Origin of the sequence: Phaeobacter sp. CAU 1743 (assembly GCF_039839315.1) — a bacterium.
GTDB classification, from domain to species: Bacteria; Pseudomonadota; Alphaproteobacteria; order Rhodobacterales; family Rhodobacteraceae; genus Phycobacter; species Phycobacter gallaeciensis_A.
In genome coordinates, this window is sequence record NZ_JBDOQR010000024.1 from 44287 (window position 1) to 63965 (window position 19679).

The 19679-nt window shown below is 62.5% G+C and carries 20 protein-coding genes and 1 pseudogene; 9 read left to right on the forward strand and 12 right to left on the reverse strand.

Annotated features, from left to right (window positions below; genetic code table 11):
• The first annotated feature begins 3 nt into the window (after positions 1 to 3).
• The 3 genes from AAFO90_RS11290 (at position 4) to AAFO90_RS11300 (ending at position 2148) form a co-directional block, all read left to right on the forward strand.
• A complete protein-coding gene (locus AAFO90_RS11290) occupies positions 4 to 765 on the forward strand; it encodes a phosphoadenylyl-sulfate reductase (RefSeq protein ID WP_347509479.1) in 762 nt (253 codons plus the stop codon).
• Positions 762 to 1163, forward strand: a complete 402-nt coding sequence (locus AAFO90_RS11295) for a DUF934 domain-containing protein (protein WP_065273193.1) — start codon at positions 762 to 764, stop codon at positions 1161 to 1163. The genes AAFO90_RS11290 and AAFO90_RS11295 overlap by 4 nt, the downstream gene beginning before the upstream one ends.
• Before the next feature lie 121 nt (positions 1164 to 1284).
• Positions 1285 to 2148 (forward strand): ferredoxin--NADP reductase, encoded by an 864-nt coding sequence (locus AAFO90_RS11300; protein ID WP_065273192.1) that lies wholly within the window; start codon positions 1285 to 1287, stop codon positions 2146 to 2148.
• 123 nt (positions 2149 to 2271) lie between these two features.
• Here the strand turns inward: AAFO90_RS11300 and AAFO90_RS11305 are convergent, their stop codons facing one another.
• Positions 2272 to 2922: a hypothetical protein gene (locus tag AAFO90_RS11305; protein ID WP_347509480.1), complete on the reverse strand. Its 651-nt coding sequence runs from the start codon at positions 2920 to 2922 to the stop codon at positions 2272 to 2274.
• 442 nt (positions 2923 to 3364) lie between these two features.
• On the opposite strand from AAFO90_RS11305, the gene infC reads away from it, so the two are divergent.
• Complete coding sequence (gene infC / locus AAFO90_RS11310; protein ID WP_082996119.1) at positions 3365 to 3913, forward strand: translation initiation factor IF-3; 549 nt, start codon at positions 3365 to 3367, stop codon at positions 3911 to 3913.
• Between the two features lie 133 nt (positions 3914 to 4046).
• Positions 4047 to 4646, forward strand: a complete 600-nt coding sequence (locus tag AAFO90_RS11315; protein ID WP_347509481.1) for a class I SAM-dependent methyltransferase — start codon at positions 4047 to 4049, stop codon at positions 4644 to 4646.
• Between the two features lie 69 nt (positions 4647 to 4715).
• Here AAFO90_RS11315 and AAFO90_RS11320 read toward each other — a convergent pair whose 3' ends face one another.
• The 10 genes from AAFO90_RS11320 to AAFO90_RS11365 form a co-directional block, all read right to left on the reverse strand.
• A complete protein-coding gene (locus AAFO90_RS11320) occupies positions 4716 to 5510 on the reverse strand; it encodes a xanthine dehydrogenase family protein subunit M (RefSeq protein WP_065273188.1) in 795 nt (264 codons plus the stop codon).
• A 108-nt stretch (positions 5511 to 5618) separates the two neighbouring features.
• Positions 5619 to 7982 (reverse strand): xanthine dehydrogenase family protein molybdopterin-binding subunit, encoded by a 2364-nt coding sequence (locus tag AAFO90_RS11325; RefSeq protein WP_347509482.1) that lies wholly within the window; start codon positions 7980 to 7982, stop codon positions 5619 to 5621.
• Positions 7983 to 8095: 113 nt separating this feature from the next.
• A complete protein-coding gene (locus AAFO90_RS11330; protein WP_065273186.1) occupies positions 8096 to 8581 on the reverse strand; it encodes a (2Fe-2S)-binding protein in 486 nt (161 codons plus the stop codon).
• A 168-nt stretch (positions 8582 to 8749) separates the two neighbouring features.
• The gene (locus AAFO90_RS11335) at positions 8750 to 9766 is read right to left on the reverse strand and encodes a molybdopterin-binding protein (RefSeq protein WP_347509483.1); all 1017 of its coding nucleotides are present in this window, start codon (positions 9764 to 9766) and stop codon (positions 8750 to 8752) included.
• The gene (locus AAFO90_RS11340) at positions 9763 to 10746 is read right to left on the reverse strand and encodes an XdhC family protein (protein ID WP_347509484.1); all 984 of its coding nucleotides are present in this window, start codon (positions 10744 to 10746) and stop codon (positions 9763 to 9765) included. The genes AAFO90_RS11335 and AAFO90_RS11340 overlap by 4 nt, the downstream gene beginning before the upstream one ends.
• A 146-nt stretch (positions 10747 to 10892) precedes the next feature.
• Positions 10893 to 11483, reverse strand: a complete 591-nt coding sequence (locus AAFO90_RS11345; RefSeq protein ID WP_347509485.1) for a DUF6691 family protein — start codon at positions 11481 to 11483, stop codon at positions 10893 to 10895.
• Positions 11484 to 11486: 3 nt separating this feature from the next.
• Positions 11487 to 12044: a YeeE/YedE thiosulfate transporter family protein gene (locus tag AAFO90_RS11350; RefSeq protein ID WP_347509486.1), complete on the reverse strand. Its 558-nt coding sequence runs from the start codon at positions 12042 to 12044 to the stop codon at positions 11487 to 11489.
• 97 nt (positions 12045 to 12141) lie between these two features.
• Positions 12142 to 13395, reverse strand: a complete 1254-nt coding sequence (locus AAFO90_RS11355; RefSeq protein WP_347509487.1) for a VWA domain-containing protein — start codon at positions 13393 to 13395, stop codon at positions 12142 to 12144.
• Positions 13388 to 13909, reverse strand: coding sequence for a hypothetical protein (locus tag AAFO90_RS11360; RefSeq protein WP_347509488.1), 522 nt, complete (start codon positions 13907 to 13909; stop codon positions 13388 to 13390). Before AAFO90_RS11360 ends, AAFO90_RS11355 begins: the two co-directional genes overlap by 8 nt.
• Complete coding sequence (locus tag AAFO90_RS11365; RefSeq protein WP_347509489.1) at positions 13909 to 14817, reverse strand: MoxR family ATPase; 909 nt, start codon at positions 14815 to 14817, stop codon at positions 13909 to 13911. The genes AAFO90_RS11360 and AAFO90_RS11365 overlap by 1 nt, the downstream gene beginning before the upstream one ends.
• 331 nt (positions 14818 to 15148) lie before the next feature.
• Here AAFO90_RS11365 and AAFO90_RS11370 point away from each other — a divergent pair, with 331 nt between their 5' ends.
• The 4 genes from AAFO90_RS11370 to AAFO90_RS11385 are packed head-to-tail and all read left to right on the forward strand — an operon-like array spanning position 15149 to position 19566.
• Positions 15149 to 16195 carry a glycosyltransferase family 2 protein gene (locus AAFO90_RS11370; RefSeq protein WP_347509490.1) on the forward strand — a complete coding sequence of 349 codons (1047 nt, stop codon included), beginning with the start codon at positions 15149 to 15151 and terminating at the stop codon, positions 16193 to 16195.
• Complete coding sequence (locus AAFO90_RS11375; RefSeq protein ID WP_347509491.1) at positions 16192 to 16815, forward strand: sulfotransferase; 624 nt, start codon at positions 16192 to 16194, stop codon at positions 16813 to 16815. Before AAFO90_RS11370 ends, AAFO90_RS11375 begins: the two co-directional genes overlap by 4 nt.
• 2 nt (positions 16816 to 16817) lie before the next feature.
• Complete coding sequence (locus tag AAFO90_RS11380) at positions 16818 to 19163, forward strand: glycosyltransferase family 2 protein (protein WP_347509492.1); 2346 nt, start codon at positions 16818 to 16820, stop codon at positions 19161 to 19163.
• Between the two features lie 4 nt (positions 19164 to 19167).
• The gene (locus AAFO90_RS11385; RefSeq protein ID WP_347509493.1) at positions 19168 to 19566 is read left to right on the forward strand and encodes a hypothetical protein; all 399 of its coding nucleotides are present in this window, start codon (positions 19168 to 19170) and stop codon (positions 19564 to 19566) included.
• 21 nt (positions 19567 to 19587) lie between these two features.
• On the opposite strand, the pseudogene AAFO90_RS11390 reads toward AAFO90_RS11385, so the two are convergent.
• Positions 19588 to 19679: pseudogene (locus AAFO90_RS11390) on the reverse strand (IS5/IS1182 family transposase); the annotation flags it as partial.

Below are 19679 nucleotides of genomic sequence, written 5' to 3' on the forward strand. Positions count from 1 at the left end.
GCGATGCTGAAGCTCGCAGAGAGCAGCCCCAATGGGGCTGCACCGGACACCGCCCTGGCGGAAAAGGTGGAGATGCTGAATGCCCGCTACCGGCATCATTCAGCCACCGCCGTGATGCAGGGCGCCCTGCAGGATGCCGGGCAGATCGCCCTGGTTTCCAGCTTTGGCGCTGAATCGGTTGTGCTGCTGCATATGGCGGCAGTGATCGACCCCGCCGTGCCGGTACTGTTCGTGGATACCGAGCTGCTGTTCACCGAAACGCTGGTCTATCAGCAGGAGGTGAGCGAGCGCCTCGGCCTGCGCAACGTGCAGGTCATCCGCGCCGAGGATATCGCCGAAAAGGACCCCTATGGCGCCTTGCGGTTCTCGGACACCGACGCCTGCTGCCACCTGCGCAAGACCGTGCCGCTGCAAAACGCACTGTCGGGCTATGATGGCTGGATCACCGGACGCAAACGGTTCCAGTCCGGCAGCCGCGCCGCGCTCGACTTTTTCGAGGTCGAGGACGGCACCGGACGCATCAAGGTGAACCCGCTGGCCCATTGGGCGCCCGAGGACGTGCGCGCCTACATGGAAGAAAACCGCCTGCCGCGCCATCCGCTGGTGGCGCAGGGCTACCCGTCGATCGGTTGCGCCCCCTGCACCTCGAAGGTGGCTGAAGGCGAAGACCCCCGCGCCGGACGCTGGCGCGATCAGAACAAGGAAGAATGCGGCATCCACATCGTGGATGGCAAACTCACCCGCAGAGGAGCTGACCCCAAATGACTGTAATTGTGACCGACACCGGATTTGGCCCCGACAGCTGGCAGGCCGGCTACGAGGGTGAAAACGCGCTGGACCTGCAGCCCGATGCGGATCTGGCTCCCTTGTCGAACCGCATCCCCGGCTGCGAGATGATCCGTATTCATTTCCCCAGCTTTGCCGATGGTCGCGGTTTCACCCTGGCGCGGCAATTGCGGCAGATGGGTTATACCGGGCGGCTCCGGGCCTATGGTCACGTGCTGGCGGATCAATATGCCATGGCGCGGCGCAGCGGCTTTGACGAGGTCGAGATCGACGACGATCTGGCCGCCCGTCAGCCCGAGGACCAGTGGCTGGCCCGGGCAAACTGGCAGGCGCACGACTATCAGGCACGTCTGGGACGCGGCCGGGCCGCCCGCTGAGACGGGCCTGATCTCGCGTCAGACACCCCCACAAACCGCAATTCGGGAAAAACAAAGCTTTTCCTGACCTGAATCAACGATTAATCAGAGGTGCCGGTCTACCAGACCGGCAGTGAAACCGATGAACGAGATGACCGCCGTGACCGACACTGCCTCCGAAGCTAAGCCCGCCAAGGCGACCCCGACCCTGCCGGACGCCCAGACCGTGACCGCGGTCAAGCACTGGACAGACCGCCTGTTTTCCTTCCGGGTATCGCGGCCTGCGTCGCTGCGCTTCCGCTCGGGCGAGTTCGTGATGATCGGCCTGATGGGCGACCCCGATCCCAAGACCGGCAAGCAAAAGCCACTGCTGCGTGCCTATTCCATCGCCTCGCCCTCATGGGACGAAGAGCTGGAGTTCTACTCGATCAAGGTGCAGGACGGTCCGCTGACCTCGAAACTACAGCACATCAAAGAAGGCGATCAGATCATCCTGCGGCCCAAGCCCGTCGGCACCCTGGTGCATGACGCCCTGCTGCCCGGCAAACGCATCTGGTTCTTCGCCACCGGCACCGGCTTTGCGCCCTTCGCCTCGCTGCTGCGCGAGCCGCAGACCTACGAGGATTACGACGAGGTGATCATCACCCACACCTGCCGCACCGCAGGCGAGCTGACCTATGGCCGGGAACTGATCGAAAGCCTGAAGGACGACGAGCTGCTGAATGAGGTGATTGGTGAGGGCTTCTGGAAGAAGATCAAATACTACCCCACCACCACCCGGGAAGAGAGCGCCAAGATGGGCCGGATCACCGACCTGATCAACTCGGGCGAGGCCTACAAGGATCTGGGCGTTGAGCCGCTCAACCCCGAGAGCGACCGGGCGATGATCTGCGGCAACCTGGCCTTCAACCTGGAACTGAAGGACATGCTGGAAGCGGCGGGCCTTGAAGAAGGCGCCAATTCCAAGCCCGCGCAATACGTGGTGGAAAAGGCTTTCCTCGACTAAGCCAACACGCCTGACGCAAGCCGCCAATGGCCAGATTCAGAAAGGCCGCGCCACCCTGATACGGGCGGCGCGGCTTTTCTTTTGAAACAGCGGGTACCCCGCACCTGTGACGGGGCGCAGAGGTTACAGGTTCAGCGCGGCCTTTACCTGATCCAGCGCCGCCTTCAGCATCGCCGGGCTGTCCTTTGCCGCATCCAGCGCCGAGGTCAGAACGGTTTTCTGGGTCTGTGACAGATCCGAGTCGGCGATCATCGTGGTGACCGTTTCGTAATCAAAGCCTTCCAGCGTCAGCGCCTCTGACATTGCCTGATCGGCAGCCTGTTCCGCTGCGGGATCAGCGGCACTCCCCGCCGTGTCTGTCACAGCTTGCGTTGCGCTTTCTACAGCCTCACGGACAGCCTCATCTGCCTGCTGAGCGACGCCCTCTGCCGCATCCGCTGCCGCTCCGGCTGCTGTCTCTGCCGTCTCTTTGGCGCTTTCCAAGGCAGCCTCTGCCTCGGCGGCGGCCCCTTCGACGGTCTCCTCGACCGCGCGCTCGACCGCTTCGGCGGCCTCTTCCATCTGCTCTGCCGTGGTTTTCGGCGCTTCGCTCTCGCTGGTCTCCTCGACCACCGGTGCAGGTTCTGCCTCAGGTGCAGGCTCTGTCACGGCTGCGGGGGCGTCCGTGTTGGTCGGCGCGTTGCTGATCACGCTGTCTTCGGTCTGGACGGAAAAGGCATAGTAAGCGCCAATCGCCACCACCCCGGCTGCTACGGCAACAATAACCGGTTTCATGATGTCTCTCCTTTGTTGTGGCCAGGGCCTGCATCGCAGCAGAGGCTCCGGCGCGTGTTCTTGCGACATTCGATACCGGCTAGCTGACGTCCCGCAGCCCCCGCCACAAGGGGCAAAAATCGCCGGACGCGTCATCGGCCAGCCGCCGCCGACAGGATCCCGGCGGATTGGCGGGGCATTGCCGGCACCCGGGCCGGGAGCGCTTTCCCCCTGACGGCCGCTCCCTCCGAATCGATGCAGACCAGGCCGGGCTGGCTGCCGCCCTGCCCGCCGGGCGCCGGTGCCTACCTGCCCGCAGGCCCGACTGCGGGAGGCTTGCGCCCATTCTGCAATGACAATCGCCTTTTTTCACGGGCGCCCGCATCGGTTCCCGCTTGAAAGACGCCGCGCCCCGGTTTAGATTTCATGCTCGAAAATCGGCAACCATCAAAGGATTGAACCCATAGCCCGCAGACCTCATAACGCGCCGCCGCCTCGTGATACCGGCCCGCGCACGAACGAAAAAATCCGCGCCCCCGAAATCCGCCTGATTGGCGCCGAAGGGGAGAACGTTGGCGTTGTCCATCCGGCCAAGGCAATGGAGATGGCAGCGGAAGCGGGTCTGGACCTTGTGGAGATCTCGCCGAACGCCAATCCGCCGGTCTGCAAGATCATGGACTTCGGCAAGTTCAAATACGAGCAACAGAAACGCGAAAGCGAAGCCCGTAAAAAGCAGAAGATCATCGAGGTCAAAGAGGTCAAGTTCCGCCCGAACACGGACACCAATGACTACAGCGTGAAAATGCGCAACGTTTTCAAATTCCTTGAAAACGGTGACAAGGTGAAGATCACCCTGCGTTTCCGCGGCCGCGAAATGGCGCACCAGAACCTCGGCCGTGAGCTGCTGGAGCGTGTGGCCGAAGACGTCAAGGACATCGGCAAGATCGAAAACATGCCGAAGATGGAAGGCCGTCAGATGATCATGATGATCGGCCCGCTGCCGCAGAAATGATCTTGCGGCCCTGACGGACCGGCCTCTGACTGGCTGAATTCCGCCTTTCTATTCCGCCCCCGGTGCTTGACTGCGCCGGGGGCGTTGTCATTGTCGCCCCTGATAAACAGCCATGCGATCAGGACGAGCCGACATGTGGGAAGAACGATTTGCAAACTCCGATGACTATGTGTTCGGGACCGAACCAGCCCGGTTCCTGACCGAATATGCCGCCTATCTGACGCCGGGCCAGACGGCCCTGTCGGTGGCCGATGGCGAGGGGCGCAATTCCGTCTACATGGCGCAGCGGGGGCTTGAGACGACCGCCTATGAGTTCGCCCCCACCGCCATTGCCCGCGCCCGTGCTCTGGCGGCAGAGCGTGGCGTCACGGTGGATTTCCAAAACGTTGATATCCTCACCCATGACTGGCCTGAGGATGCCTATGATCTGGTGGTCGGCATCTTCATCCAGTTCGTCGGCCCCAAGGATCGCAAGGCGCAATTCGAAGGCATGAAACGCAGCCTGAAACCCGGCGGTGTGCTGCTGCTGCATGGCTATACGCCGAAACAGCTTGAGTTCGGCACCGGCGGGCCGCCCTTTGCCGAGAATATGTACACCGAGGATCAGCTGGCCGCTGATTTCGTAGGCTGGGACATCCTGGAGAACCGCGCCTATGAGCGGGAGGTGCAGGAGGGACGCGGCCATAGCGGCATGTCCGCCCTCATCGATTTCGTGGCGCGCAAACCCGCCTGACCACAGGTACCCGCATGAAAAAGGGCCCCGCAGTGCTGCGAGGCCCCATTGCTGTTCTGTACCAGTGTCTCAGCCTGCGGCGGCGGCCACGGCGCGTTTGGTCAGGACACCGACAAGATGGGCACGGTATTCCTTGGTGCCGTGGATATCGCCCATCATGTTGGCCGGGTTGATGCGCAGATCCGTCAGAGCGTCGGGGCGGAATTCCTTGCCCAGTGCCTGCTCAGCTTCGCTCCAGCGGAACACACCCTCTTCTGAGGCGCCGGTGACGGCAACCCGCACCCCGTCCGCGTATTTGGCGACAAAAACCCCCACCAGGGCAAAGCGCGAGGCAGGCTGCACGAACTTCTGATAGTTCGCGGCCTCTGGCACCGGGAACCGCACGCCGGTGATGATCTCACCCTCTTCCAACGCGGTGGTGAAAAGACCGTCGAAATAATCATCCGCCGCGATTTCGCGGGCATTGGTGATCACGGTTGCGCCGCTGCCCAGAACCGCTGCCGGATAGCAGGCCGCCGGATCGTTATTGGCAAGCGAGCCGCCGATGGTGCCCCGGTTGCGCACGGCGGGATCGCCAATATGGCTGGCCAGCTCGGCCAGCGCGGGATAATGCGCTGCGGCCTCGGAGGCAACGGTGGCATGGGTGGTGGCGCCGCCGATTGCCAGACTGCCATCATCTTCGCGGCAGACGCCCTGCATTTCACCAATCCCAGCAAGCGAGACCAGTTTCGACGGCATCGCCAGCCGCTGTTTCATGGTCGGCAGCAGGGTCTGGCCACCGCCCAGCGCCTGCGCGTCTTCCTCTGCCAGCGCGGCAACCGCGTCGGCAATGGAGGCAGGTTTTTCAAACTCGAAATTATACATTCCGCTTTCCTTCCCAAAGAATGCCGGGGGATCACCCCCCTTGTTCTTTTGTTCAAATCTCCCATGGGTGCAGGGACCCGGCACATCTGCCCGGCCCCTGCCCCGGTGTTAACGGTTCATCGCAGCCCAGACGCGGCCGGGGCTGAGTGGCATGTCGATATGCGTCACATCTTTACCCGCAGCCTGCAGCGCGTCCACCACCGCATTCACAACCGCCGGCGGCGATCCGATGGCACCGGCCTCACCGCAGCCCTTCACCCCAAGGGGGTTATGGGTACAGGGCGTCTGGCAGGAATGGTCCACCTGATAGAAGGGCAGATCATCGGCGCGCGGCATGGCGTAATCCATGTAGGAGGCGGACAGGAGCTGGCCGTTCTCGTCATAGACGCAGCCCTCAAGCAACGCCTGACCGATGCCCTGACCGATACCGCCATGCACCTGACCATCGACGATCATCGGGTTGACGATATTGCCAAAGTCATCCGCCGCCGCGAAACGTTCGATGGTGACCTTGCCGGTCTCAGGATCGACCTCCACTTCGCAGGCATAGGCGCCCGAAGGATAGGTGAAGTTCGCCGGATCGTAAAAGGCGGTCTCTTCCAGCCCCGGCTCCATATCCTCAAGCGGGTAGTTGTGCGGCACATAGGCCGCCAGCGTGACATCGCCCCAGGCCAGGGATTTATCCGTGCCCGCAACCGAGAACTGGCCATCCTTCAGTTCGATATCCGCATCGGAAGCTTCCAGGATGTGGGCGGCGATCTTCTTCGCCTTGGCGATGATCTTTTCCGTCGCCCGAACCATGGCAGAGCCCCCAACGGCCAAGGAGCGCGAGCCATAGGTGCCCATGCCCATCGGCGTGTTGGCGGTGTCGCCATGCACGATCTCGACCATGCTTTCGTCGATGCCGATCATATCCGCGATCACCTGTGGGAAGGAGGTTTCATGCCCCTGCCCGTGGCTGTGGCTGCCGGTCATAACCACCAGACCCCCGGTCGCATTCACTCGAACCGTGGCGGATTCATAAAGACCCGCCCGCGCGCCCAGCTGCCCGACGAGGTTCGACGGCGCAATGCCGCAGGCCTCGATATAGCAGTTGACGCCCAGACCGCGCAGCTTGCCGTTTTCCTCGCTCTTGGCGCGGCGCGCCTTGAAGCCTGCGAAATCGGCAACCTCTTCCAGCTTGTCCATGGTGGCGTTGTAATCACCGGTGTCATATTCCACCGCCACCGGGGTGGCATAGGGGAATTCGGTGATGAAGTTCTGACGCCGCAGCGCGATGGGATCAACGCCCAGCTCGCGCGCGGCCTTGTCGATGACGCGCTCCAGCTGGAATGTAGCCTCAGGGCGGCCCGCGCCGCGATAGGCATCGACCGGCACCGTGTTGGTAAAGACGGCCTTCACGTTCACATAGATCAGCGGCGTCTTGTAGTTACCCGCCATCAGCGTGCCATGCAGCCAGGTCGGCACCGAAGGCGCAAAGGTCGACAGGTATGCGCCCATATTGGCGTAGGTGTCGGTGCGCAGCGCGGTAAAGTTGTTCTCCGCATCCAGCGCCAGTTCGATCTTGGTTACGTGATCGCGTCCATGGGCATCCGACATGAAGGCCTCGGACCGGGTAGAGGTCCATTTGACCGCCCGGTTCAGCGCCTTGGCCGCGAAGGTACAGAAGGCTTCCTCGGCATAATGGAAGATCTTGGTGCCGAAACCGCCGCCCACATCCGGCGCGATGACGCGCAGCTTATGCTCGGGGATGCCCAGCACGAAAGCGCCCATCAGAAGGCGGATCACATGGGGGTTCTGCGAGGTGGTGTAGAGCGTTGATTCCCCGGTGGCCCGGTTGAAATCGCCCACCGCCACGCGCGGCTCCATCGGGTTCGCGACCAGACGGTTGTTGACCAGCTCCAGCGTGGTCACATGCGCCGCATTGGCAAAGGCTTCTTCCACCGCCGGTTTGTTCTCTTCCACGAAGCCCCAGTCATAGCAGAGGTTCGAGGTGAGATCGTCATGCACCTTGGGGGCGCCTTCCTTGACGGCCTCCTTCATGTCGATGACGGCGGGCAGCTCCTCGATATCGAGCTCAATCGCCTCCGCAGCGTCGCGGGCCTCTTCGCGGCTTTCTGCGACCACGGCGGCGATGGCATCGCCCACATAGCGGACCTTGCCCTGGGCCAGAACCGGGTGCGCAGGTTCCTGCATCGGTTCTCCATGGCGGTCGGTCACCTGCCAGCCGCAGGGAATCGACCCCACACCTTCGAAATCAGCGCCGGTGAAGATACGGATGACGCCGGGCATCGCGGCCGCAGCCGTGGTGTCGATGCCGTTGATCTTGCCGTGGGCCACATCCGAGCGCAGGAAATGCACATAGGCCTGATTGTTGAGGTTGATGTCGTCGGTGTAATTGCCGGTTCCGGTCAGGAACCTTACGTCTTCGCGCCGCTTCGGGCTGGCGCCGATGCCACTATCCTTTGGCATTGTCCAAATCTCCTCCCTGGATGGTGCGCGCCGGGGCGCACCTCTTGGTCATGCAAAATTGTCTTTTGTCCCGGGCCGCGCCTCCCTGCGCTGCCCGCGGCGGGCTTATGGCTTTATTCGGCAGCAATGGCCGTCACGTCCTGACCGGACGCGGCAAGGATCGCCTTGACGATGTTATGATAGCCGGTGCAGCGGCAGATATTGCCTTCAAGATAGGCGCGCACCTCGGCTTCGGTCGGCTTGGGGTTTTCCTTCAGCAACGCCGCCGCCGACATCACCATGCCCGGCGTGCAGAAACCGCACTGAAGCCCGTGGTGATCCTGAAACGCCTGCTGGATCGCGTTGAGCGTGCCATCCGGAGCCGCCTGTCCTTCGATGGTGGCAACCTCTGCGCCGTCTGCTTCGGCCGCCAGCATGGTGCAGGATTTGACCGCCTTGCCGTTCACATGCACCACGCAGGCGCCGCACTGGCTGGTATCGCAGCCTACATGTGTCCCCGTGAGCCCCAGCTCATCGCGCAGAAATGACGCCAGGAGCGTGCGCCCCTCCACATCACCGCTGGCGGGCTTGCCGTTCACGGTCATCGAGACCTTCGCCATGAATTCCTCCCATTCGCTACTTTTGTTTGGCTGAATAGGAGTTAAGCACGGGATGCGGCTGGCGCGAACCCCCAGAAATGCCTCTGGCCATAACATTTTTGCCAAACGGCAAGAAGCCGCGCGTAACACGTTGGAGATGCGGACATTTTGTGCTCTCTGGCGCAGTGTTCAGCCACGCCCGGCGTCATCCTGTCCAGCGCGGCGCGGCATGGGCCGGGTGGGAATCTCTTTCAGCAGCCCGCCAACCCCCATGGCGGCGATATCCGCACCGCGCAACGCGACGCCACAGATCACCCGTTCCAACACCCAGTCCGCGCCATTAAGCGCAGGCGAGCGGGCGCAGCCCGGCAGGCCGATCACAGGCTTTTCGCCCAATGCACCAAGAAACAGAAGGTTGCCCGGATCGACCGGCATGCCAAAGCGCGTCACCGTGCCCCCCGCCAGCCGCAGCGCCTGAGGCGCCACATCCAGTGGGTCCGAGGTCGCCGATCCGGTCAGGATCAGGATGACCTCTCCCGGCGCATCGGCAGTTGCCGCTGACAGCTCCGCCTCGCGGTGGGGCACAACCACGCGATCTGTCAACTCCATGCCCATCCGGTCGAGCCGTCCGGCCATGGCCGCACGGCCCTTTTCGGATGGAGTATCGCCCGTAACCCGCGTTTCGATCAGGGTTGCGGTCTTGTAAACCGGGGCGCGCACCCGCAACGCCCCGCCTGCATTCCTTGCCGCTTGCATCAGGTGCGCCTCAGGCACCCCGTAGGCGATGATCTTGATGGTGGCGATCATGCCGCCTGCATCGACCCGGTGATAGGCGGGCACGGTAGCGATGGTGATCATCGGATCGACCGCATTCACCGCCTCCAGCTGCGCCCGGTCCAGCTCCACCACACCGCAGGTTTCGGCGTAAAGGTTCACCCGCCCCGCCCCGGCGCCGGAAATGCGCAAGCCCTGGGTGCCCGGGTCCGGAACGATGGCACGGGCCAGAGCCTGCGCCGCCGCGTCCTCGTGCATATCGCCACTTTCCAGACGCGCGACGGTGACTTCGGAAAACCCGGAGGCGGCCAGATCACTCAGATCGGCCGGAGTCAGCGCCGTGCCCTTGGCAATCTTGCGGGCCTCCAGATGCAGGGAATGCGCCAGGATCGCCCCCTCGGCCTGATCCAGCGGAACCGGGCCGAACTTCATGAGGATTTGCCGCGCAGAACCGATGTCATCTCGGCCAGGATCGACACCGCGATTTCAGACGGGCCCGCCGCGCCGATATCCAGACCGATGGGCCCATGGATGCGCTCGATCTGTTCTGCGGTGAAACCAGCCGCCACCATCCGGTCTACCCGTTTGGCATGGGTGCGGGTGGAGCCAAGCGCGCCAATGTAAAAACAATCGGCGCCCAGCGCAGCCTCCAGCGCCGGATCGTCGAGTTTCGGATCATGGGTCAGCAGTACCAGCGCGGTGCGGGCATCAAGGCCAAGCTTTTCCACCGCCTCGTCCGGCCAATCGTCCATCAATGTCTCGCCCGGGAACCGCGCGGCGGCGGCAAAGGCCTCGCGCGGGTCGATAATCACCGGATCATAACCCGCAATCCGCGCCATGGGCACCAGCGCCTGGGCGATATGCACCGCCCCCACCACGATCAACCGCAGTGGCGGGTTGTGCACGGCAACGAAGGTCTTTCCGTCTTCCTCAACACCAGAGCGGTCCATGCGCAGGCGCTCAGCATAGCCATCGCGCACCAGACGCCGCGCGCCGCTGTCCAGATCCACCTCATAGGCGAGCGCGATACGTTCCTTGCGGGCCGCGACCAGTTCCTCCAGCAGATCCTCCGGCAGAGCACCGCCCACGGGCTCCACCAGAACCTTGATGGTGCCGCCGCAGGCCAGCCCCACGGCAAAGGCATCATCGTCGCTGACCCCGAACTCGAGCAGGCGGTGCTTGCCATCCTCGATGGCTTCCAGCGCCTCAAAGACCACCGCGCTTTCGACGCAGCCGCCCGAGACCGAGCCTTCGATGCGGCCATCGCCGCCCACCACCAGCTGCGATCCGGCCCGGCGCGGCGCCGATCCCCAGGTTTGCACCACCGTCGCCAAGGCTGCCCCGGTGCCATCCCTGTGCCACTCCAGCGCCACCTCCGGCGCGTTCTCGAACCGCTGGGTTTCCTCTGACATGCAATCCTCCCGGCGTGTCTTCCGCCCTTGTTGCCCCCAAGGTTGACGCGAAGGCCAGAGGTTTCAAGCCGAAAACGCAGCGCACAACGCAAAGCGCCCGCCGGGACCGGCGGGCGTTCGGGCATTTTACAGGCGCGGGAGGGTGCCTATTCAGCCGGTTGCAGGTTCGATTTGGAGGGCGTCAGCCGCTCGGGCAGGGCAAAGGCCAGCGCGATAAAGCCAAGGCCCAGAACGATGCCGAGGACATCGCCCGGCAGCGCCGCCATCCCGTCGAACTTGGATCCCGGCACGGTGCCAACGGTGACCTTGCCGCCCGCGATGCTGTCCAGAAGGCCGCTCGATTTCCACATCGGGTAGGTGACCATATAGGCTGCCGCCCCCAGAAGACCGCCGGCGATGAAGAACAGCGCATCCTTGCGACCCGAGGCCGCCGCGACAACGCCGGTGCCGGGGCAATAGCCCGCCAGCGCCCAGCCAGCGCCCAGCATCAAGCCGCCAATGAAGACGCCGATATAGGCGGCCTTCACGGACATATGGCCCACGTCGACAAAGCCCAGCATCTGCCCCGCGAACATCAGCACCGAACCGGTGCCGATGGCCAGAAGAATGGTCTTGGCCAGGTTGAGGTTGGTGAGGTTCAGCATCTTGCCGATCATGTTCGGGTTGCTGGCGCCAATACGGTCCAACACCGCGCCGAAGGCCAGGCCGATAACAATTGCGAGAACGATAGACATCATGGCTCAGGCCTCCTTCTTGAACAGGATCAGGGATACGGGAATCGCTGCGGCAAAGGCCCCGGCGGCAAAGAGATAGCCCGACAGCGCAGTCTGCATCATGCCCGACATCATGTGCCCCGAGGTGCAGCCGCCCGCAAGGCGCGCGCCGTAAAGCACGATAAAGCCGCCAACAAAGGTCGCGCCGTAGCGCAGGGCAACCCCGTCCCCCATATTGGCGCGCCACAGATCGGGGATGCTACGCTCCCGCGCGGGCAGGCCGCCGCGCGCCATGACCGACAGAAAGCCGCCCACCGCCATCGCAAGAACAAAGACAAAGACAAAGCTGTAGTTCAGCGGGTTCATCACCGATTTGGCGTATTTACCATTCGATTTCGCCAGATAGGCATTGGTCGAGGTATATCCCTCCTCGGTCTTGGTCACCAATTCGCTGTTCACCGCGTCGCCGATGATCCCGTCCAGGATCACGAATTGCGTGGACACGCCAATCGGTTTGACCAGCAGCACTGCCAGAAAGAAGACGAACCCCAGCAGGAACCCTCCGGTTTTCCAGTTCATGGCCATCATCAGCCTCCCAAATTACATTCCATTTACGGAATGTAGCAGGGTGGGCGCGGATCAGGCTTGACCCAGATCAATTACATTCGAATTTTAGAATTCGTCAAAGAAGCGCCATCAACCGCGCCTTTTCGCCCTGATCCTCGGGGCGGGAAATCACCTGCGCCAGATCTTCGAGCGAGGCAATGGAGTGGCCGGCCCGAAAACTGTCCACATGGGGCAGCATGGCGCGGATACCTTGTGCCTTGGGGGCGAAGCCTTCCCAGCGCAAGAGCGGGTTCAGCCAGATCAGCCGCCGCGATGACAGGTGCAGGCGCTGCATCTCCTTGGCCAGTTGGTCCGGGTCGTCCCGGTCCAGCCCGTCAGTGATCAGCAGCACTACAGCCCCCTGCCCCATGACCCGGCGCGACCAGTCGCGATTGAACGCGTGCAAGCACTGGCCAATGCGGGTGCCGCCTTCCCAATCCTGCGCCTCGGCGCCCGCTGCGGCCAAGGCCGCGTCCACATCGCGCGTCGCCAGATGGCGGGTGATATTGGTGAGCCGCGTGCCAAAGGTGAAGCCATGCACCTTGGCCCAGCCCGCGCCCTTTTGGTTGGCGACCGAATGCAGGAAATGCAGCACGATGCGGCTGTACTGGCTCATGGAGCCGGAAATATCGCAGATAACCACCAGATTGGGCCAGCGGATGCGTCGCTTTGCCCGGGCGATATCTTGCAAATCGCCGCCCCGACGCGCTGCATCGCGCAGGGTGCGCCGCCAGTCCGCCCGCTGCCCATGCGGCGCGGCCATCAGGCGGCGCGACTGGATCGGCTGCACCGGCAGGCGCATCTGCGACAGGATGCGTTTGGCGCGGGCGACTTCCTCGGTGCTCATCTGTTCGAAATCCAAGGACCGCAAACGCTCCTCGGAGGACATGGTCAGCGTCGCGTCGATCTCGAACTCGGTGCCCTCGTCCTCTTGCCCCTCTGGCAGGTCGATCTGATCATTGGCGCCATCCAGCAGCGCCTCGGCCGCGCGTTTTTCACCGGGTTTGGCGGCGCGCTCTTCCTGCACGCCGCGCACCGCAGGCAGCATCGCCGCCATCATATGCTCCAGAAACCGCGGATCGCGCCAATAAAGACGAAAGATCTGCGCAAAGACCGCCCGGTGTTCGGGACGGGTCACGAAACAGGCGTGCAGTGCCCAGTAGAAATCCTGCCGACTGGTGAACCCCGCTGCCGCCACCGCCTCGACCGCGTCCACCACCCGGCCCGGCCCGATGGGCAGCCCCGCCTTGCGCAGGGCGCGGGCGAAATGGGTGATGTTCTGGACGAGTTTGGGATCGTCCGGCAGGGAAAGCTCGGGCAGTTCAACCATTTAGCAGTTCACAAATCGACCAGAGAGAAATGGAGGCGGGCAATATAAAATGTAGCCCAACAACATAGAGAACGGCATATTTTTCATGCCACCAAAGACTACGATCTACTTCCTCCAACTGCCGCTTTACATATGAGAAGTCCGCCTTTTCGATTGTCTTTTCGGGGTCAATGGCATTTTCGAGATGTTTGAGGACGTATTCCAATCGCCCCTTCATCTTGCCTCCCCCACCAAACGTGCTTTCGGCAAGTTTCTGGCTTACGGATGAATTCCACTTCCCAAGGGAAATCAGATCCCCAAGCCAATTCAGCGTTAACGACAGAAGCAAAATAATCTGAACCCAGAGCGACCCCGAAGACAACTGCTTCTCAGAAAACGAGATACCCAAGACCTCCAGACTACTAGTATCAACTTCAAGATAGGTCGTCAGCACCACTACAACCGCGAGTGATAAGCACGCCCGGCCAGACGTTGCCGTTGCTTTGCTGACAAGGGGCGCACCAGCATAGTGCATCAGGCCTCCTCCAGTGTCTGCTTGGCCTTGTCGAGGATGCGTTTCGCCTCGGAGCCCTGCAATTGCGCGATATCGTCCTGGTATTTCAGGATCGCGCCCAATGTATCGGCGATCACCTCAGGGGAGAGGTCGATCACATCCAGCGCAAGCAGGCAATTGGCCCAGTCGATGGTTTCGGCCACGCCGGGTTTCTTGAACAGATCCTCAGTCCGCAGGGCCTGCACAAAGGCGACCACTTCGCGGCTTAGTTTTTCTGAGGCTTCGGGCGCACGGGCCCGCAGGATTTCGACCTCGCGGGTGAAATCAGGGTAATCGACCCAGTGATACAGGCAGCGCCGTTTCAGCGCGTCATGAACCTCTCGGGTGCGGTTGGAGGTCAGGATCACGATGGGCGGCTCGGGCGCCTTGATGGTGCCTAGTTCCGGAATGGTCACCTGAAAATCGCTAAGCGCCTCCAGCAGGAACGCCTCGAAGGGCTCATCGGTGCGGTCCAGTTCGTCGATCAGCAGTACCGGGGCGCCATTCTCATCCGGGCGCATCGCCTCCAAGAGTGGCCGTTCGATCAGAAACTCATCAGAGAACAGCTCTGTTTGCAGCGCCGTGCGGTCGGCGCCGCCTGCCGCCTCAGCGGTGCGGATCGCCACCATCTGCGCGGCAAAATTCCATTCATAAACCGCGCTGGAGGCATCAAGCCCCTCGTAGCATTGCAGCCGGATCAGGCGTCGCCCCAGCGCCGCCGACAGCGCCTTGGCGATCTCGGTCTTGCCGACGCCGGCCTCACCTTCCAGGAACAAGGGGCGGCCCAGACGCAGCGACAGGAAGACCACGGTAGCCAGCGCCCGGCCGCAGACATAGCCCTGCTCTCCCAGCATCTGTTGCACCTGATCGATGGATTGCGCCTCTGTCATGCCTTGCCTCCCCGCTTGGTCGCACCAAGAGGCCATGCGCCCAGCGCGCGGTCAAGGCTGGTCTGCCCCCGTTTTCGGATTGTTGATTTCGTTTGTTGGGCAACACTTCGACAAGGGTTAACGGCTATACACCCTGCAATGATTGACGCAGGGCGCCCACCCTGCCATGGATTTTGGCAATGACGATAGCCCCGGCTGTACGCGATCCATGTGTGACGACGACGTGCGGTAACGAGAGGCAAGATGCAGGCGGCAAGGCAACAGATCGAATGATGCGCCACGGATCAACACAGCCCGGCACCCCGCGCCGGGACGCCAAAGGGGATGCATGATGCGCATCACCGCCGTCACCTGCGTCAAGAACGAAGGCCCGTTCCTGCTCGAATGGATCGCCTACAACCGGCTGATCGGGGTCACGGATTTCCTGATCTATTCCAACGATTGCAGCGATGGCACCGATGACCTGCTGGATGCGCTGGCGGCACGGGGGCTGGTGCAGCATCTGCCCAACCCCGCCGAGGGGCGCAATTACCAGATGGAGGCGCTGAAACACGCGCGCCAGCAGCCTATCGTGGTAGATGCCGACTGGGTCTGGGTGGCCGATGTGGATGAATTCCTCAACATCCACACGGGCGGTCACACAATCCCCGATCTGATCGCGGCCTGCGGCAATCCCCAGGCGATTTCGCTCAGCTTCCAGTTCTTTGCAAACGACGGGATTGAGGATTTCGAGGACGTGCCGGTGATTGCCCAGTTCACCCGCTCGCACAACCCGGATATCTGCTGCGCCGATGGTTCAATCGAGGTCAAGACGCTGGTACGCCGCGATTTTCCGCTGCAATACTATGGCGCGCATCGCCCGTTCTTCCGCAAGGCTTTGGCCAAGGACAAGCGCCCCGTCTGGACCGATGGCGGCGGCCGCCGGGTGCCCTTCCGGTTCCTGATGGCTGCAAACCGCGATCATATCCGCAAACTCCCGGCCAAAGGCGCCCGCAGCCTTGCGACGCTGAACCACTATGCGCTGCGCTCGCTCGACAGCTATCTGGTGAAAAACGACCGCGGCGATGTGAACCGGGAAAACCGCGCCTTTGACGATACCTATTGGCGCGAACGCAATGACCCCGCCTATGAGGATCTGTCGATCCAACGTCATCTCCCGGCGCTGGAGGCGGCGCTTGCCGAACTGAAATCCGACCCTGAGATCGCCGCCCTGCACCAAGAGGCCGTGCGCCTGCACCGTGCGAGACGCGATGAGCTGCTGACCCAGCCCAGCTATCAAGCCATGCGCCATCAACTGCGTGCCGCCCCAACCCTGCCACCGCAGGAAGAGGCGCTGCTGCGCGATCTTGGCCTCTGGACCGAAGAGGCGGCGCAATGAGCCTCAAGGTCATCAACCTCGGCCTGCCGAAATCCGGCACCACCACGCTGGGGAAGGCGCTGTCGCAGGCGGGATACACCGTCGCCGATCACCGGCTGCGCGACCGTGAGGAAGACCGCCCCGGCAAGCGGCGGATCTTTGTCGGCAGCCTCCTTTACAAGGGACTATATGAGCGCGGCGATCCCATGGCCTATCTCAATGGTTTTGATGCGCTGTCAGAGGTGAGCTTTATCCACGGCAAATTCTCGGTTTGGCCGCAGTTTGATTTTGCCCTACTGAAGGTGCTGAAGGATCTCAACCCGGGTCTCAAATTCATCGCCACCCGGCGCGATGCGGCCAGTCATTCCAAATCGATCATGGCTTGGAACAACCTTGGCACTGCCCGGCTGCCCGCCAGCACGGTGCCTGGCCTGCCGATCGGATACGGCAAGACCCCCGAACAGCAGATGATCTGGATCGACGGTCATTACGAGGCGCTGAAACACTGGTTCCGCGAGGACCCCGATTATTTGGAGATAAACGTGGCTGACTCCGATGCTCAGGCGCGGGTGGGCGCGTTCCTTGGCCGTGATCTCCCCTGGTGGGGCCAGGCAAACGTCAACCGGAAGGCACGTTCCTGACCATGCGCATCGTTCTTCATATCGGGCTCGAGCATACCGGCGCCGAGCGGCTGCAAAAGGTGCTGGCCCACAAGCGGGACCAGCTGCGCGGCAAGGGCGTGTTGTTTCCCACCTCTCCCGGCGGCAGCAATCACACGCGTCTGTTCATGGCGGTGACCGATCCCGATCACGTGGACCCGCTGCGTCACGCCCGCGGTCTGGTCGATCCCGAGCGGCAAGCGCTGTTGCGCGAAAAGCTGAGCGCCGATCTGGCCCGTGAGGTCAATGAGGCGCAGCCGGACATTCTGATCCTCTCGGCCTCGCAACTGGGCGGCAGGCTGCACCGGCGCAGCGAGCTGATGCGGCTGAGGGATTTGCTGACCCCGCTATCCGACGACATCAGCCTCGTGGCGCATCTGGATGATCCCGCCCGCCTGCTGGCGCGCAGCTATGGCGCGCAGGTACTGAACGGACGGGCTACCCCACTGGAACGCGAACTGGCGCTGGCCGATCAACCGGACTGGTGGCAAGCCTGCCTCGCGCACCAGCCGCAGATCAGACCGCAGGAAAACCAGTTTGAAGAGACCGAAGGCGCGCCCTTCTGGCTCGATTATCAGGCCCTGCATCAGCATTGGGAGAATGTTTTCGGCGCCGCGTCCATGAGCTTCCGCTCTTACGACGAGGCCCTGTTCTACGGGCCGGAGGCCACCAAAGAGATCCGCGCCGCATTTGGCATTGCGCAGCAGATCGGACGCTGCGGCGATGCGACACCGACCGCGATGCCTGCCGCGCCCTGGCTGACGCGGGCGCGGCAGCTCAATACGCTGCTGCAACATATCACCCTGCATCAGGGCAGGATCGTACCGCCGAAAATGTGGCGCGGTTTCCTGAATGAGCTGCAGATCGACGGCGCGCCGATGGACCCGGCGCAGCTGGCCCGTATCTCAAACCGGTTTGCCGCCGCAAATCAGGCCCTTGCCGAGCAGCACCCCGGATTGTCTGCAGCCAGCTTCGCCACCCAAGCCGGTGCCGAAGACCATTCCGGCGCAAAGTGGCAGGAGGCAGACCCGGAAATGGGCTTTCGCGCCTCGCAATACCTGCTGCGCTTCATGCCGCAGATTGAGGCCGCAACCCGCGCCTCCCGACCAGCGGAAGAGGCCAAGCCGGACCCAGCCGCCACGGAACCCACCGCGCAGGCCCGCAAGGTGATGACCCCGCTGGCGTTGAAAAACTTCGAAATGCTGCAAACATCGCCCTTCCGGCCGCATGACAATATCGGCGCGCTGGATGAAACCGCGCGTGCCGCCCCCTATGCGGAGGTGCCACGCCGAGCCCTGCCTCAAGGCAGCAGCGGCAATGTGATCGTCGGCTGCATGAAGAACGAGGCGCCTTATATCCTGGAATGGATCGCCTTTCATCGCGCCATCGGTGTGGACAACTTCCTGATCTACACCAATGGCTGCGAAGACGGCACCACCGAGATCCTCGACCGGTTGCAGGAGAAGGGCATCTTGCAGCACCGCAACAACGACGACTGGCGCGGCAAGTCTCCGCAGCAACACGCACTGAACCAGTCGCTGAAAGAACCGGTGATCACCCAGGCCGATTGGATCGTCCATATCGACGTCGACGAATTCATCAACGTGCGCTGTGGCAACGGTACTCTGCAGGATTTCTTTGACCGGGTGCCGGATGCCACCAACGTCGCCATGACCTGGCGCCTGTTCGGCCATAACGATGTGACACGGCTGTCGGATGATTTCGTCATCGGCCAGTTTGATGCCTGCGCGCCGAAATACTGCCCCAAGCCGCATACGGTCTGGGGTTTCAAGACGATGTTCAAGAACACCGGCGCCTATCAGAAGATCAGCTGCCACCGCCCCAACAAGTTGCAGGACGGGTTCCGCGATCAGGTCCGCTGGGTCAACGGATCGGGCCGCGACATGACGCAGGATGTGCTCGACAACGGCTGGCGCAACTCGCGCCGCTCCATCGGTTACGATCTGCTGCAGCTCAACCACTACGCGCTGCGCTCGGCCGAAAGTTTTCTGGTCAAACGTCAGCGCGGACGTGCCCTGCATGTGGATCGCTCCATCGGCCTCAACTACTGGATCCGCATGGACTGGAACGACCACACGGACGTCACCATCCAGCGCAACCTGCCGCGTCTGCGCGTCGAATATGATAGGCTGATGGAGGATACGATCCTTCGCCAGTGGCATGAGAAAGGCCTCGACTGGCATCGGGCCAAGGCCGAGGAACTGCATGGGATGGAGGAATTCGAAACCCTTTACCGGCAGGCTCTGGACGTAAAACTGACCGCAACCGAACGCGTTGCATATGCGCTTGCGCTGGATATGGAGAGCTGAAGACATGACCGCCGCAGCCACCGACCCGGTTCTGACCTGTCTGGATATGAAGTTCCCGCTGGACAAGGCGGTGCTGCCGCCGCGTGTGCGTAAACTGCTGCGCACCGGCGCCTATGAGGCCAAGGAGGCCGTGGCCGCGAAGAAGCTGATCCGCACCGGGGATGTGGTGATGGAACTGGGCGGCGGCATCGGTTTCATGTCGACGCTGGTCGCCACCCAGACCCCGGCGCAATCCGTGCATTCGTTCGAGGCAAACCCGCAGCTCTTGCCCTATATCCACCGGGTGCATGCTCTCAATGGCGTCCAGAACGCCAAGGTGACCCATGCAGTGCTCAGCGACAGCGACGGCACCGCGCCCTTTTACGTGCGGCCCAACTTCCTTGCCTCTTCCCTGAGAGTCTGATTCAAAACTTTTCGAGTGAATTCATTGTCTTGCGAGCATCCGCGTGACGCGGCGGATGTGTGCGATTGTGACCCAAGCTGCCGCGCTGGCGATGGATTTTTCCCAATCCTTCG